15 protein-coding genes are annotated in these 14,224 nt (G+C 41.3%); 4 read left to right on the top strand and 11 right to left on the bottom strand.

The features are described from left to right. Nucleotides 1–57 precede the first annotated feature (57 nt). The 11 genes from NE848_RS09330 to hemA form a co-directional block, all read right to left on the bottom strand. Nucleotides 58–771: a 3'-5' exonuclease gene (locus NE848_RS09330; RefSeq protein WP_252112786.1), complete on the bottom strand. Its 714-nt coding sequence runs from the start codon at nt 769–771 to the stop codon at nt 58–60. Next, nucleotides 761–1,909: a serine hydrolase domain-containing protein gene (locus NE848_RS09325; protein WP_252112784.1), complete on the bottom strand. Its 1,149-nt coding sequence runs from the start codon at nt 1,907–1,909 to the stop codon at nt 761–763. Before NE848_RS09325 ends, NE848_RS09330 begins: the two co-directional genes overlap by 11 nt. Before the next feature lie 19 nt (nt 1,910–1,928). Further along, entirely contained in the window at nt 1,929–2,402 is a 474-nt protein-coding gene (locus tag NE848_RS09320; protein ID WP_252112782.1) for a methylated-DNA--[protein]-cysteine S-methyltransferase, read from the bottom strand. Continuing rightward, complete coding sequence (locus NE848_RS09315) at nt 2,383–3,498, bottom strand: CNNM domain-containing protein (protein WP_252112780.1); 1,116 nt, start codon at nt 3,496–3,498, stop codon at nt 2,383–2,385. The genes NE848_RS09320 and NE848_RS09315 overlap by 20 nt, the downstream gene beginning before the upstream one ends. A gap of 130 nt (nt 3,499–3,628) precedes the next feature. Next, complete coding sequence (gene hemB, locus NE848_RS09310; RefSeq protein WP_252112778.1) at nt 3,629–4,618, bottom strand: porphobilinogen synthase; 990 nt, start codon at nt 4,616–4,618, stop codon at nt 3,629–3,631. Nucleotides 4,619–4,649: 31 nt separating this feature from the next. Then, the gene (hemF, locus tag NE848_RS09305; RefSeq protein WP_252112776.1) at nt 4,650–5,552 is read right to left on the bottom strand and encodes an oxygen-dependent coproporphyrinogen oxidase; all 903 of its coding nucleotides are present in this window, start codon (nt 5,550–5,552) and stop codon (nt 4,650–4,652) included. Nucleotides 5,553–5,562: 10 nt separating this feature from the next. Beyond that, nucleotides 5,563–6,015, bottom strand: a complete 453-nt coding sequence (locus tag NE848_RS09300) for a DUF6973 domain-containing protein (RefSeq protein WP_252112774.1) — start codon at nt 6,013–6,015, stop codon at nt 5,563–5,565. Between the two features lie 26 nt (nt 6,016–6,041). Beyond that, the gene (hemE, locus tag NE848_RS09295; protein ID WP_252112772.1) at nt 6,042–7,064 is read right to left on the bottom strand and encodes a uroporphyrinogen decarboxylase; all 1,023 of its coding nucleotides are present in this window, start codon (nt 7,062–7,064) and stop codon (nt 6,042–6,044) included. A 36-nt stretch (nt 7,065–7,100) separates the two neighbouring features. Further along, nucleotides 7,101–7,748: a uroporphyrinogen-III synthase gene (locus NE848_RS09290; protein ID WP_252112770.1), complete on the bottom strand. Its 648-nt coding sequence runs from the start codon at nt 7,746–7,748 to the stop codon at nt 7,101–7,103. Nucleotides 7,749–7,751: 3 nt separating this feature from the next. Beyond that, complete coding sequence (gene hemC, locus NE848_RS09285; RefSeq protein WP_252112768.1) at nt 7,752–8,669, bottom strand: hydroxymethylbilane synthase; 918 nt, start codon at nt 8,667–8,669, stop codon at nt 7,752–7,754. Then, entirely contained in the window at nt 8,666–9,922 is a 1,257-nt protein-coding gene (gene hemA / locus NE848_RS09280) for a glutamyl-tRNA reductase (RefSeq protein ID WP_252112766.1), read from the bottom strand. The genes hemC and hemA overlap by 4 nt, the downstream gene beginning before the upstream one ends. A gap of 201 nt (nt 9,923–10,123) precedes the next feature. Here hemA and NE848_RS09275 point away from each other — a divergent pair, with 201 nt between their 5' ends. From NE848_RS09275 to NE848_RS09260, 4 genes are all read left to right on the top strand, one after another. After that, nucleotides 10,124–11,014: an AraC family transcriptional regulator gene (locus NE848_RS09275; RefSeq protein ID WP_252112764.1), complete on the top strand. Its 891-nt coding sequence runs from the start codon at nt 10,124–10,126 to the stop codon at nt 11,012–11,014. A 10-nt stretch (nt 11,015–11,024) separates the two neighbouring features. Further along, entirely contained in the window at nt 11,025–11,732 is a 708-nt protein-coding gene (locus NE848_RS09270) for a ThuA domain-containing protein (RefSeq protein WP_252112762.1), read from the top strand. A gap of 96 nt (nt 11,733–11,828) precedes the next feature. Continuing rightward, nucleotides 11,829–12,863, top strand: coding sequence for a ferrochelatase (hemH, locus tag NE848_RS09265; protein ID WP_252112760.1), 1,035 nt, complete (start codon nt 11,829–11,831; stop codon nt 12,861–12,863). Then, nucleotides 12,863–14,203 carry an MATE family efflux transporter gene (locus NE848_RS09260; protein WP_252112758.1) on the top strand — a complete coding sequence of 447 codons (1,341 nt, stop codon included), beginning with the start codon at nt 12,863–12,865 and terminating at the stop codon, nt 14,201–14,203. Before hemH ends, NE848_RS09260 begins: the two co-directional genes overlap by 1 nt. Nucleotides 14,204–14,224: the final 21 nt, after the last annotated feature.

Here is a 14,224-nt window from a genome sequence, read left to right as displayed (position 1 = left end):
ATTTAGAAAGTGGAAAGCCAAGTTATAATCTTTGAATAACAGTATTTTAAGAATATTTTATACTGAAACGATCTCAGATTCGCCCAATAATGGTTCCTGACGAAGCCTTAGGATTACCTGAGCTATCGCCAGAACGTCTCTTTCGCAGTATTCCACGATACGGTCCAGTGCACCATCTTCATAGTATACTTCCCTTACCATTGAACCATCGATATCTTCCTTTGGTGAAGGGATGCCAAGTACGTGGGTAAGCAGTTTAAGAGAAGTGTAATGTTTGAAATCTCCGAATTTCCATAATTCCAGTGTGTCAAGATGAGGTACTTCCCAGGGTTTTTTTCCAAACAGGTTTAGCTTGGAAGGCAATCTCATATTATGGATCAGCATACGGCGGGCTATGTAAGGAAAATCGAATTCCTTTCCATTATGGGCACAAAGTAAATGATAGGGCTGAAAGAAATATTCTTCGAGCAGGGCCGTAAAGTCCCTGAGTAGTTTTTCTTCCTCTCCCTTGAAACTGGTGAGCCTGAAATTGCGTTTTTCATTTCTTAAGCTGAAAAACCCGACAGAGATACAGATGATCTTTCCAAATTCGCTCCATATTCCCGCTCTTTCGTAGAATTCTTCAGCCGTGAAATCATCCTTCCGCTGGTATTTGGATTTCTCTTCCCAGAGTTGTTTTTTCTCTTCGCTGAGTTCGGAATAATTTCTGAATTCGGGAACCGTCTCTATATCCAGAAACAGAATGTTCTCCAGATTTAATTTATGAAGCATGGTCTAACATGTTATAGGCTTCATCAATATACATATAAAAATCCTTGTAATGTTTATCCTCTTTACTTTTACGAATGAGTTTGCGGCCGAGCCTTACGATCACCAGATCATCTTCGGGGATCATTATAACGTACTGGCCTAAAACTCCTCTCATATAGAAGATTTCTTTGTCTTTATAATCACTTAACCAGAAGCCATATCCATAGTAAGGGGAGTCCTTAAACCTGGGTTCAGAAGCCAGGGCGATAAAAGAAGAATCTAGTAATTGTTTCCCTTTCCATTCACCATAATTTTTGAACAGTTTTCCAAATTTTCCAAAATTACGGGCATTACTGGAGATACAGCAATAGGCTTTTTCCATTTCACTTTTCTCACTGTCAAGTTGCCAAAGAGCATCATCATTCATTCCTAAAGGTTGCCAGAAGCTCTGGCTTAAGTAATTGCTGAGGCTCTTTCCAGTAGCTTTTTCAATCACCATTCCTAATAACTCAGTATTTCCGCTTAGATAATTAAATTCTTCGCCTGGTGCTTCAATTACTTCCAGTTCCAGGATCTGCTCTCTTATATCATTGGTAAAATAAGCCCTTGCGGTTGAACCGAACGGGTTATAATAATTCTCATTCCAATTGAGTCCGGAAGACATGGAAGAAAGATCACCTATAGTTAGCCTTTGGTCAAACTGAGGGAAAAAATCGGCTACAGGCTGATTGATATTTTCGAGATATCCATCCTGGATGGCTTTGAACATTAAGGCCGTGACAATGCTTTTTGCCATGGAAAAAGAGTTGGTTTTAGAGTCCTTATCGTAACCATTATAATATTTCTCAAACCAGATACTGTCATTTTTTATGATTAGGAAAGCTGCCGTCTCAAGTTCCTGGTTAAGACTATCCAGGGTTGGAGTTGCTTTCACATCATTGTATTCCCTGTGTAATGGCCACTCCTGAATGCTATCGGAATTCTCGATAACATGATTTTCAAAATAAGGGTAGTCGTCTATGAATGCCGTTTTATGACCGGTAAGATAGGTAGTGCTTACTGCCTTGAAAATATATCCGAAACCAAGTACATATAGAATAAGGGAGGCAAAAAGTAAAAATCCTATGAATATTAACAGATAGCGAACCAGTTTCTTCATAGGATGAATTTAATGAATTTTAGAATAGACTTTGCTGGCTGGGCGGATTTTCCAGGTCCAGAAGCCATTTTTTGCGATGAAGGCCTCCGGCGTACCCGGTAAGGGATCCGTTGCTGCCAATCACCCGATGGCAGGGCACTATGATCCATAAAGGATTTTTTCCATTTGCCGAGGCTACGGCTCTTATGGCTTTTTCATCCCCAAGGGCTCTGGATAATTCCAGGTAGGAAGTAGTTGTTCCATATGGGATCTCGAGTAATTTGTTCCATACCTTTTTCTGAAAATCGGTACCCTGCGGATTCAGTTTTAGGTCGAAATCCTTTAATTCTCCTTTGAAATAAGATGCCAGCTGATCGGCTGCCGGTTTAAGTTCGGGAGGAATTTCCTTTGATACAGCTTCTTCCGAATCGAGTATTTTTACATGAAAGAGTCCGTCTGAATCTCCTCCTAATTCTGCAATTCCCAGCGGAGTGTTAATTCTGGCTGTTTTCATTGGTTTCTTCTTCCTGATCTTCAGTTTCCTGGTCTTGTTTTCTCTGGATCAATCCAAGGCGTTTTGCGCGACGTTCCCAGTTCTTACGGGCAAGCATCTGCATATCTTCCACACTGTCGCTCTCATCCATTATTTCGAGTCCCAGAAGAGTTTCAATGATATCTTCCATAGTGACGATTCCCGTCACGTTCCCGAATTCATCGACTATCATTGAAATATGCGCTCGCTTTTGTACAAAAATTTCAAAAAGTTCCGGAATCGGGGTATTGTCTTTAGTGACTAGTATTTCCCTTTTGATACTGCTCAAGGGTTGTTTCCCTTTTTCATCGATCATTTGCTCCAGTACATCATCTTTCAGGATAAATCCGGTAATATGGTTGGATTTGTCCCGGTAAATAGGGATACGGGAGAATTTCAGGTTTCTATGACTATTATGAAAATCTTGCAGCGACATTCTTTCGTCTTCAGTGATGGCTACCGAAAACGGGGTCATTACGTCCTTAGCTTCTACCGACTTGAAAACAAGTAAATTTTTGATCACCGTGGTTTCGCTCTCTTCGAAAACTCCTTCCTCTTCAGCAGCGTCGGTAATGGCCGCGAATTCCTCCCGGCTCATACTGCTAACATGTGCCGATTTACCTATTAGTTTCGTAGTTAACATCATTAGCCATAATACACCGGTATATTTTAACGGAAAGATCATAATTGTAAGAGACCTTGCTGTAAAATTACCCAATCTTTGCCAGTAGGTAGCGCCTATGGTCTTTGGAATTATCTCGGAAAGCACCAGGATCGCCACTGTCATAATAGCCGAAACTATCCCAACTGCATTACTGCCGTCACCATAGGTTTTTTCGGCCTGTACCCCCACAAGAATGGCTCCCACGGTATGGGCAATGGTGTTTATGGTAAGTATCGCGATCAAAGGCTTATCTATATCCTGTTTCAGGTGTGCAAGAATCTTTGCATACTGTTTACCTTCCTTCTTTTTGATCTTTATGTAGGAAGGGGTAATGCTTAGTAGCGCTGCCTCCAGGATAGAACACATAAAAGAGAAGAAGATCGATAGTGCAGCAAAAATCAATAATAAGCCCATACGCTTAATTAACTGTTAGACTGGCTAATTTAGAGATTCTGAAAGCATTTTTCTTAAAAGAAATTATAAAAGCCCAAACAAAAAAGCCTTTCTAACGGGAAAGCCTTCTTATATTATACTTTTTGACCTATTAAGAAATTAACTTCACCGCTTCTTTGGCAAAGTAACTGGCGATCATATCAGCCCCGGCACGTTTGATGGCGGTAAGTTGTTCAAGCATCACGGCATCATGTTCCAGCCAACCTTTTTCGGCCGCCGCTTTTATCATGGCATATTCTCCGCTTACCTGGTACACCGCCACGGGAACATTTACTGCATTTTTGATGTCACGTACGATATCCAGATAACATAGCCCTGGTTTTACCATAACGATATCGGCTCCTTCCTCTATATCCATTATGGATTCTCTGATCGCTTCTTCCCGATTTGAAGGATCCATCTGATATGTCTTCTTATCCCTGGGGATGTTTTGAGCCTCTACGGGTGCCGAATCTAAAGCGTCACGAAAAGGTCCATAAAATGCTGAAGCATATTTAGCGCTATAACTTAGAATTCCGGTATCGTGGAAACCTTCATCTTCCAGAAGGCTCCTAATCTCAAAGATACGGCCATCCATCATATCGCTGGGTGCCACAAAATCGGCTCCGGCTTTCGCATGAGAAAGTGCCATTTCAGAAAGCACGGCGGTAGTGTCATCGTTCAGGATCTTCCCATCATCGATGATCCCATCATGTCCGTATTGAGAATAGGGATCAAGAGCCACATCGGTCATTACAAGCATCTCGGGGACAGCATTTTTCACCGTTTTGATAGCTCTCTGCATTAATCCTTCAGGATTTATGGCTTCTTTTCCAGCATTGTCTTTCAGATCTTCCGGAACCTTCACGAATAGTAGTACCGACTTAAGTCCTAAATCCCATAATTCCTTTACTTCCTTTTCGATAAAATCAAGACTATATCTGAAATACCCCGGCATAGAAGCGATTTCTTCCTTTACATTCTTTCCTTCTACGATAAATAAAGGAACTATAAAATCGTTAGGAGAAATTACAGTTTCCCTTACCAGGAACCTAATAGATTCACTACTTCTAAGTCTTCGATTACGACGTAATGGATACATATTGTTCGATTAACGGTTATCAGTTTTCAATTTAAACCCAATCTACAGGTTTTTCAAGTACTTTTAAAAGTTTCTCTTCTTCGCTTCCCGGCTCGGGATGATGATCGTATCTCCATTGCACATGAGGAGGCAGACTCATCAGGATGCTTTCAATCCTTCCATTGGTCTTCAATCCGAAAAGTGTGCCTTTATCGTGAACAAGGTTAAATTCTACATAGCGGCCTCTCCTTATTTCCTGCCAGTTGCGGTTCTCTCTGGTATAATCCAGATCTTTTCTTTTTTTAACTATTGGAACATAGGCCTCAAGAAAGGAATCACCAATTTCGGTAACAAAATCGTACCAGTTCTCAATTTTCATGTGGCTGTCTTCTTTAAGGTAGTCAAAGAATAAACCTCCAATCCCTCTCGCTTCGTCCCTGTGAGCATTCCAGAAGTATTCATCACACTTCTTCTTGTAGTCGCTATACAATGAAAAGCCATGAGGATCACAGGCTTTCTTACACACTTTGTGAAAATGCTCAGCATCTTCCTCGAAAAGATAATATGGTGTAAGATCCTGGCCTCCACCAAACCACTGGTCGATCACCTTTCCTGTTTTATCATACATCTCAAAATATCTCCAGTTGGCATGAACTGTAGGAACCATCGGATTCCTGGGATGTATCACGAGACTGAGTCCACAGGCGAAAAAGTCGACATCGCCTACATTGAAATATTTTTGCATTGCAGGGGCCAATGGACCATAAACAGCGGAGATGTTCACTCCTCCTTTTTCAAAAACATTTCCGTCTTCGATGACCCTGGTACGGCCGCCACCGCCTTCTTCACGCTTCCAGATGTCTTCCTGAAATTTGGCCTTTCCGTCTATTTCCTCAAGTTTCGAGGTGATCTTATCCTGAAGATTCTCAATATATCTGTAAAATCGTTCTTTCATTTTTTAAATTTCAGTCTTCTAGAAACACTAATTTATTGCCGGCATTCGTGATATTTTCAGCTGATTTGATCTTTATTGCCTCCTGTATCATTTGATCTAATTTTAGAATAATATCAACATCCGGATTCTGTAGATATACGTTACGACCAATAAAATTATTGTGAAGGTCCATTTTTCTGGCAATTTCCCTGTTTGGGGAAAGCAATTCATGCAGGTTGGTCACTTTCTCGCTCCAGGTCGCTGCACTGTTTTCCGATTTTGATACTTCAGAACATTTCTGGCAAATCAAAAAATTCCAGAGCGCATGTCTGAATGCATTGGCCCTGGTGTCTTTATGATGTTCCTTCCCGAACTTCCTGTTGCAAATTATTATGGTCTCTTTAGTTGCTTTATAAGTTGGGATGATGAATAGAGGTTTTTTGATAAGGACCTTTGTCAGCACCCATAGTTGCCGAAAATTCATGCTTGAAAGTTTCGACCTTATAAGCATTATCTGTATTCTTTAACGGCGTCTACAAATGCTTTTGCATTATCTACCGGAATATCCGGAAGAATGCCGTGACCAAGATTTGCTATGTACCTGTCTTTTCCAAAGGCGTTGATCATATCATGAACCATATGCTTTATTTCAACAGGCTTTGAATATAATCTGGCAGGATCAAAATTACCCTGGAGGGTGATCTGTCCCCCGGTAAGGTATCTTGCATTCCTTGCATCACAGGTCCAGTCTACTCCCACTGCAGATGCTCCGCTCTGAGACATCTCTTTAAGTGCAAACCAGCAGCCTTTCCCATAGGCGATCACAGGAATCTCGTCTTTAAGAGCGTTGATAATCTGCTGCATATATTGCCATGAGAATTCCTGGTAATCTTTTGGTTCCAGAAGTCCGCCCCACGAATCGAAAAGTTGCACGGCATCAACACCTGCCTTCACCTTTTCCTTTAAATACGCGATGGTGGTATCGGTTATTTTCTGAAGCAATCTGTGTGCTGCAATGGGCTCCATGAAACAGAACCTCTTGGCTTTATCAAAATTCTTGGAACCCTGTCCCTGTACCAGGTAGCACAGAATCGTCCAGGGAGAACCTGCAAAACCAATAAGCGGAACCTCATCATTTAGTTCCTGTTTGGTAAGTTTTATAGCTTCAAAAACGTAATCCAGTTCCTCCTTAACATCAGGGACTATAACGCTTTCCACTTTTTCAGGAGTGTTTATAGGGTTAGGTACCCATGGGCCCACGCCGGGTTTCATTTCTATTTCAACCTGCATTGCCTGTGGCACTACCAGGATATCGCTGAAAAGAATAGCGGCATCTGTACCAATCTGCCTAATGGGCATCACCGTGATCTCGGTGGCAAGTTCAGGGGTGCGGCAGCGGGTGAAGAAATCGTATTTCTCCTTCAGTTTCATGAAATCCGGCAGATATCTTCCTGCCTGTCTCATCATCCATACCGGTGGGCGCTCCACGCTTTCTCCTTTTAATGCTTTTAGTAACAGATCGTTTTTTATCATTTACATGTGTTTTATTCAGCCTTGCTGATGATAGTGTTATTTTTTGAAATATGCCACAACTTTGGCGATCACATTCTCAATTCCCGGTTTTGATGCCACCAGGATATTATCAGTGTATTTAGCTGCTTCCTCGGCCGTCGTCGAACCAATACAGAACGCAGTATTTTTTATCTTATTCTCCTGAACAAAACTCTTCACCCCACTTGGGCTAAAGAACATAATGCCGTCAAAATCAGATTCGAATTTTTTCGGGTTAAGAGCGGTTTCATAGACCTGGATTTCAGAAAAATTCACTTTATGCTCTTTCAGTATTTCCGGCAATTCATCCCTTCTTTTATTTCCACAAAAAAAATGGAAATGTTTTTCATGATGATATTCAACCAGCGCTTTACCGAGTTCTGCTGAATTCTGAGTCTTTTCAATAACAGAATACCCATTTTGCTCAAGAAGCGCAGCAGTTTTATCGCCCACGCAAAAGCAATTCCCGATCTTCAGATCCTTTCCTTCAATAGCTTTTACCGCATTTTTGCTGGTGAATATCGCATTTTTGATCTGCTTTTCTTCGATTGCAAAATCTATATATGTGATCTTAATAGCATCGTATTCCACCAGGGAGATTCCGGAATTCAATAATAATTCCTTCTGATTTGCAGCAAGCTTTTTAGTGGATAGAACGGTAGGCATCGATCAATTATTTAGAACCGATTTGATTTTTTTCATCAGTTCCTTACCTTCATTCTCAAGGATTTCAAGAGCGCAATCCCTTCCCATATTTTTAACCTCGTTTATGGGCAAAGATCTTTCAACCTCTATCTTCTGCTGGCCATCTATGCTGAATAGCGCACCCTGAAAGTGAACATAATCATTGACGATTCTAGCAAGTCCGCCGATTGGAGCTGTACAGCCTCCCTCCAGAACTCGTAGAAATTCACGCTCAATATGCACACAGATCTCCGATTCTTTGTGGTTTAAAGCTGAAAGTGCCTTACGGCAGTATTCATCATTTTCCATAGCCACTATAAGCATTGCTCCCTGAGCTGGTGCCGGGATCATCCAGTTAAGATCTATGAAGTTTTCGGGTTTTATCTCAATTCGTTCGAGTCCTGCGGCCGCGAAAATAGCACCGTTCCAGTCACTGTCTTCCAGTTTTTGCAAACGGGTGTTCACATTACCGCGAAGATCAACCACATTATGTTTTGGATATTTATGTAGCCATTGTGCTTTTCGGCGAAGGCTTCCGGTAGCTATAGTTCCTTCTTCGGTTTCCAGAAAACCAACTCCTTTATGTATAAGAATGTCTTTATTACTGGCGCGCTTCATAACGGCACCTTCAACAATCCCTTTTGGCAGGGCGGTGGGAACATCTTTCATCGAGTGAACGGCTATGTCTACTTCGCCTTTGATCATCGCTACATCCAGGGTTTTTGTAAAGATCCCCGTAATTCCCATTTCGTAAAGCGGCTGGTCAAGATTCAGATCGCCGGTAGATTTTACCGGAACAAGTTCGGTCTTATGTCCGGTCTTTTCCAGGGCATTTTGAACAGTTTTGGCCTGCCATAGCGCTAATTCGCTGTCTCGAGTGCCAATTCTGATTACTTTGCTCATTTGTGTAGCTCTTCTAGATGAAAGACCTTTTGAATAAGTTCCAGGCTTTCGTCGGTGGTTTCAGAATCCTCTTTCAGATGATTGGCGAAATGCTTCATTATCTTCTGAATGATCCGGTTGCTCACTATTTCGGCCTGCTCATCGTTGAAATCCGAAATTTTTCGACGCTGAAAATCCAGTTCGGCATCTTTCATCATTTTCAGCTTTTTCTTTAAAGCTTTAATGGTAGGAGCAAATTTCCTGGTTTCAAGCCACTGGTTGAAATCATTTTCAACCTCATCGATAATGGCTTTGGCCTGGGGTATAAATTGTTTGCGTCTTTCAAGTGTTTCATCGGTCATCTGTGAAAGATGGTCCAGATGTATAAGTTTCACATTATCCAGTTCCTGGACATCATCTGATACATTCTTTGGAATGGAAAGGTCCAGTACTAAAAGTTCATTCTTTGGATAGATGAGTTCCTTTGATATCGTTGGGTTCTGTGCACCGGTAGCAACAATAAGAATGTCGCTATTTCTGATCTCTGCCTGGAGATCGGCATAATCTTTTACGATAAGATTGAATTTACCCGCGATCTTTTCGGCCTTATCCTTGGTGCGGTTTATCAGGGTGATGTGATTGTTTCTTGTATGCTTTACCAGGTTTTCACAGGTGTTTCTTCCTATTTTTCCGGTTCCGAAAAGCAGAATGTTCTTTTCTGAAACATTCTCGATGTTGTTGAGAATATATTGTACCGATGCAAAAGATACCGAAGTTGCTCCGCTAGAGATCTCTGTTTCGTTCTTGATCCTCTTACTAGCCTGGATCACGGCATTGACCAGTCTTTCCAGAAATGCGTTTGCAAGTCCTAATTTTTTAGATCTTACAAAGGCAACTTTCAGCTGACTAATGATCTCAAAATCTCCAAGGATCTGACTGTCAAGCCCGGTTCCAACCCTGAAAATATGGGATATCGCCTGCTTGTTCTTATAAACATAGGCCACCTTTTCGAATTCCTCAACGGTCCCGTGGGTATGCTCACATAACAACTTGATCAGCTGAAAGGGATGTTGTGCGAATCCGTAGATCTCTGTACGGTTACAGGTTGAGGTTACAAGTATGCCATCGATGCCTTCATCTTTTGCCTGTAAAAGAAGCCTTTGCTTGGATTCTTCATCCAGGCTGAAATGACCTCTAATCTCTGCATCGGCTTTTTTGTAACTTAAACCAATTGTGTAAAAGTGCTTTCCTCTAGAAATGTTATAATCTTCCATGTACCTGTTTAGATGATACGGCAGCAAAAATAACATAACCGGAATTTAAAAAGTAACGCTGGAAGCACTAAATATGTCGATATATGATAATTATCATGAAAAACGGACTGAATACCTGAAAATAGCCTATTTTTGTAGGGAATATAGTATGTTTGAAGCTGTTAGTTTAGACTGATTCTAAATAAAATAAATTTATACTGTATGGAAGAGCCTCTAAAAAATAACGCTGTAAGTATCTCTGAAGAGATCAAAATTGAAGATGGTTTTTACATTCTGAAGTTTCAGAATGATACAAGGGACACTAAGTTAATGTCCAGAGAAATAGATAATAGTTTTATCCAATTCCATTTTAATGTGAAGGGTTTTAGCAAATTTCTTTTCAACAATGCTTCTTATGAATTGCCTCTGCACGAAGAGAATTCTCTGCTCCTATATAATCCGCAGCAGGACCTTCCATTGAACGTTTCCCTTGAAGGCGAATCATGGCTTATTTCCCTTGTGATTTCTATCAAAAAATTCCATTCTCTTTTTTCACAGGAAGCAGATTATATCACCTTTTTAAGCGAGGACAACAAGGACAAGAAGTATTACAAGGATGCGCCGGTGTCACCATCGATGGCGGTTGTGCTTAACCAGATCATGAATTTCAACCTCACGCCTAGTATTAAAAATCTGTATTTTCGATCTAAGGCCTACGAGCTTTTAAGCCTTTATTTCAATAAAGCTGAAAATCCCGACCTGGAGCAATGTCCTTTTTTAAGTGATGAAGAGAATATCAAAAAGATAAGGCGTGCCAAGGATATTGTGATTGCCAGGATGGCTGAGCCGCCTTCTTTGCAGGAACTTTCAGATGAGATTGGTTTGAGCCTCAAAAAACTCAAGGATGGATTTAAGCAGATATACGGAGATTCCGTATATAGTTTTTTGTTCGATTATAAGATGGAATATGCAAGGAAGTTGCTGGAGTCTGGCGAATACAATGTAAATGAGGTAGGCCTTAGAGTAGGTTACAGTACGGCCAGTCATTTTATTGCGGGCTTCAAGAAAAAATTCGGTACCACACCAAAGAAATATACACTTTCAGTAAACTAATATCCACTACATGAGATTTATTATAGCAATTGCCTTTTTGATTATCTGTAATACTTTCTATGCTCAAAATAAGGTGCTCATATTTCATGAGACCGAAGGATACAGGCATAAATCCATTGAGGCCGGGATACAGGCTATACAGCGACTCGGTAACGAGAATGACTTCAACACCATCGTTAGCAGGGACAGCAGGTTCTTTACTGAAAATGATCTTGACGATATTGACCTGGTCATTTTTCTAAATACAACCGGGGATATCCTGAATACCGATGAAGAGGTTGCATTCCAGGGCTACATGGATAATGGAGGAAATTTCTTCGGGATACATGCCGCGGCCGATACCGAATATGACTGGGCCTGGTATGGTAAGCTTGTGGGAGCCTATTTTAAGGGGCATCCCAAAGTTCAGACCGCTGTGGTAAATGTGATGATGCCCGACCATATGACGGTAGATCATTTGCCTGAACAATGGAAGAGGGAAGACGAATGGTACAATTATAAAGACATACGGCCCGATCTTAAAGTGTTAATGTCTCTTGACGAAAAGACCTATGAAGGAGGCGAAAATGGAGATAATCATCCCATAGCCTGGTTTCAGAACTATACCGGTGGAGGCAGGTCTGTTTATACAGGAGGAGGCCATACTGTTGAATCTTATTCCGATCCTGATTTTCTGGAACATTTAAGACGATGCATAAGATTTGCGCTTTCTGACTAGGTAGGCGTACTTTTATTAAACTATAGAAAACTCCGATAAGAATTGCATGTGCAAATTTGTTGAGAATATTAATTTTGAAGCGCAAAAGAAAAATTTATGAGTAAAGGCGTGCTGCTGGTAAATCTGGGTTCTCCAGATAGTACCGATCCTAAGGATGTAAAAAGATATCTGGGTGAATTCCTGATGGATGAGCGGGTGATAGATGTTCCATACTGGGCTCGAACCTTGCTGGTGAAAGGTATCATTCTCAATACAAGACCAAAAAAATCTGCAGAGGCATATAAGAAGATCTGGTGGGATGAAGGTTCTCCTTTAATCGTACTTTCAGAAAGACTTCAGTCAAAGATCGACGAACATACCGCTGTGCCTATTTCACTCGCTATGAGATATGGGAATCCCGGTATCAAAGAGGGGTTACAGGAGTTACACGATAAGGGTGTGGATGAAGTGTTGCTTTTTCCTCTCTATCCTCAATTTGCAATGGCCACTACCGAAACCATTCTTGTACTTGCTGAAGAACTTCGCCAAAAGCATTTCCCGAACATGAGCTTTACAACGGTCCCTGCATTTTATAATCATCCTGATTATATAAGGACCCTTGGAAACAGCATAGCTGAAAGTCTGAAGGATGTTGAATATGAGCACCTCCTTTTTTCTTATCACGGAGTGCCTGAAAGACATATCCGTAAAAGTGATGTGACCAATTCTCATTGCAAGATAGATGGTTCCTGTTGCCAGAATGCTTCTACAGCGCATCAATTCTGCTACCGCCATCAATGTTTTGAGACCACCAGATTAACTGCTGAATATCTTGGTTTGAAACCCAATACTTATAGCGTTTCATTTCAGTCAAGACTTGGATTTGATCCATGGCTGAAACCTTATACAGACCGTACCATAGAGAGATTTGGAAATCAGGGAATGAAGAAGTTGGCTATAGTTACTCCGGCTTTTGTTTCAGACTGCCTGGAAACCCTTGAAGAGATCGCTATGGAAGGAGAAGAGATTTTCCACGAGGTAGGAGGAAAGGAATTCAAAGTAGTGCCCTGCTTAAACGACAGGGATGAATGGGTTAAGGTCCTGTCAAGGTGGATTGATGAATGGGCTCATCAAAAGCCTGTTGAAGCCTAATGCCCGGCCTCAGGTCAGCTGAACTGGGAGAAAAACCAATAGCTAAGCTACTGGTTCAGCAAGCCGTACCGGCATCCATTGGGATATTGGTGATGTCCCTTAATGTCCTGGTAGATACGATTTTTGTCGGAAACTGGATCGGTGCCATTGCCATTGCAGCAATTAATGTTGTGCTTCCCGTCTCTTTCTTTATTGCTGCCCTGGGAATGGCAATAGGTATAGGCGGATCTTCAATTATTTCCCGTGCCCTGGGAGCCGATAATACCAAAAAAGCTTTAAAGACCTTCGGGAACCAAATCACGCTTACGCTCCTGCTTTCCATTGGCCTAGTGATTCCAGGATTGATATTCGTAAACGATCTGATACCCGCTTTTGGAGGAAAGGGAGACATTTTTGACCCGGCCAAAATTTATTATATAATCGTCTTATGCGGGGTTCCTTTTTTGGCACTGGCCATGATGGGGAATAGTGTAATAAGGGCAGAAGGTAAACCTCGTTTCGCCATGATCGCGATGATAATACCTTCAGTAGGTAACCTTATTTTGGATTATATTTTAATAAACAGGCTTAATATGGGGATGGAGGGAGCTGCTATCGCTACCACCTCGTCATATCTTTTATGTCTCGGATATATTACCTGGTTCTTTCTTTCAAAGAACTCTGAACTGAAGATCGGTTTTTCTCATTTTCGGCTGGATATTCCTATTCTGAAGGAAATGTCGGCTCTTGGATTGGTAACTTTAGCGAGGCAGGCAGTAGTAAGTATCACCTATCTTTTGATGAATAACATTTTGTTCGATCTTGGTGGAGAAGATTCCGTCACGGTTTATGCTATTATTGCCCGAATGCTCATGTTTGCTCTTTTTCCGGTGCTTGGAATAACCCAGGGATTCCTGCCAATTGCAGGTTATAATTACGGAGCACAGAAATATCAGCGAGTTAGAAAAAGTATTAATACGGCTATTCTTTATGCTTGTTTGATGGGACTTGTGATCTTTGCAGGGATCATGTTTTTCGCTCCAACAATAGTAAAGGTTTTTACCGGTGAAGCTGAAATTATAGAAAAAACACCTTCAGCGATGAGGTGGGTATTTGCGGCAATCCCTATTGTCACTATACAGCTTATTGGAGCGGCCTATTTCCAGGCAATAGGCAAGGCCGTACCAGCTTTTTTACTTACTTTATCCAGGCAGGGCTTTATATTTATACCTATGATCCTTATTCTGCCGCTTTATTATGGAGAGTGGGGGGTGTGGATATCATTCCCGCTGGCCGATATAATTTCCACAATTATAACGGCTTACTTCCTGAACAGGGAGATCGTTAAGACCCTGAAATAAGGCTTTCTGATAATTCACTTA

It is taken from the genome of Gramella jeungdoensis, assembly GCF_023805255.1.
Classification (GTDB): domain Bacteria; phylum Bacteroidota; class Bacteroidia; order Flavobacteriales; family Flavobacteriaceae; genus Christiangramia; species Christiangramia jeungdoensis.
The sequence above is the reverse complement of the archived record's forward strand: the minus strand, read 5'-3'. Positions and strand labels throughout refer to the sequence as shown.

Coding starts and splice junctions, on each gene's coding strand:
- hemH (WP_252112760.1), top strand. CDS start 11,829: ATGAGTAAAGGCGTGCTGCTGGTAAATCTGGGTTCTCCAGATAGTACC.
- hemE (WP_252112772.1), bottom strand. CDS start 7,064: ATGATAAAAAACGATCTGTTACTAAAAGCATTAAAAGGAGAAAGCGTG.
- NE848_RS09300 (WP_252112774.1), bottom strand. CDS start 6,015: ATGAATTTTCGGCAACTATGGGTGCTGACAAAGGTCCTTATCAAAAAA.
- hemA (WP_252112766.1), bottom strand. CDS start 9,922: ATGGAAGATTATAACATTTCTAGAGGAAAGCACTTTTACACAATTGGT.
- NE848_RS09315 (WP_252112780.1), bottom strand. CDS start 3,498: ATGGGCTTATTATTGATTTTTGCTGCACTATCGATCTTCTTCTCTTTT.
- NE848_RS09320 (WP_252112782.1), bottom strand. CDS start 2,402: ATGAAAACAGCCAGAATTAACACTCCGCTGGGAATTGCAGAATTAGGA.
- NE848_RS09330 (WP_252112786.1), bottom strand. CDS start 771: ATGCTTCATAAATTAAATCTGGAGAACATTCTGTTTCTGGATATAGAG.
- NE848_RS09260 (WP_252112758.1), top strand. CDS start 12,863: ATGCCCGGCCTCAGGTCAGCTGAACTGGGAGAAAAACCAATAGCTAAG.
- NE848_RS09270 (WP_252112762.1), top strand. CDS start 11,025: ATGAGATTTATTATAGCAATTGCCTTTTTGATTATCTGTAATACTTTC.
- hemF (WP_252112776.1), bottom strand. CDS start 5,552: ATGAAAGAACGATTTTACAGATATATTGAGAATCTTCAGGATAAGATC.
- hemB (WP_252112778.1), bottom strand. CDS start 4,618: ATGTATCCATTACGTCGTAATCGAAGACTTAGAAGTAGTGAATCTATT.
- NE848_RS09325 (WP_252112784.1), bottom strand. CDS start 1,909: ATGAAGAAACTGGTTCGCTATCTGTTAATATTCATAGGATTTTTACTT.
- NE848_RS09275 (WP_252112764.1), top strand. CDS start 10,124: ATGGAAGAGCCTCTAAAAAATAACGCTGTAAGTATCTCTGAAGAGATC.
- hemC (WP_252112768.1), bottom strand. CDS start 8,669: ATGAGCAAAGTAATCAGAATTGGCACTCGAGACAGCGAATTAGCGCTA.
- NE848_RS09290 (WP_252112770.1), bottom strand. CDS start 7,748: ATGCCTACCGTTCTATCCACTAAAAAGCTTGCTGCAAATCAGAAGGAA.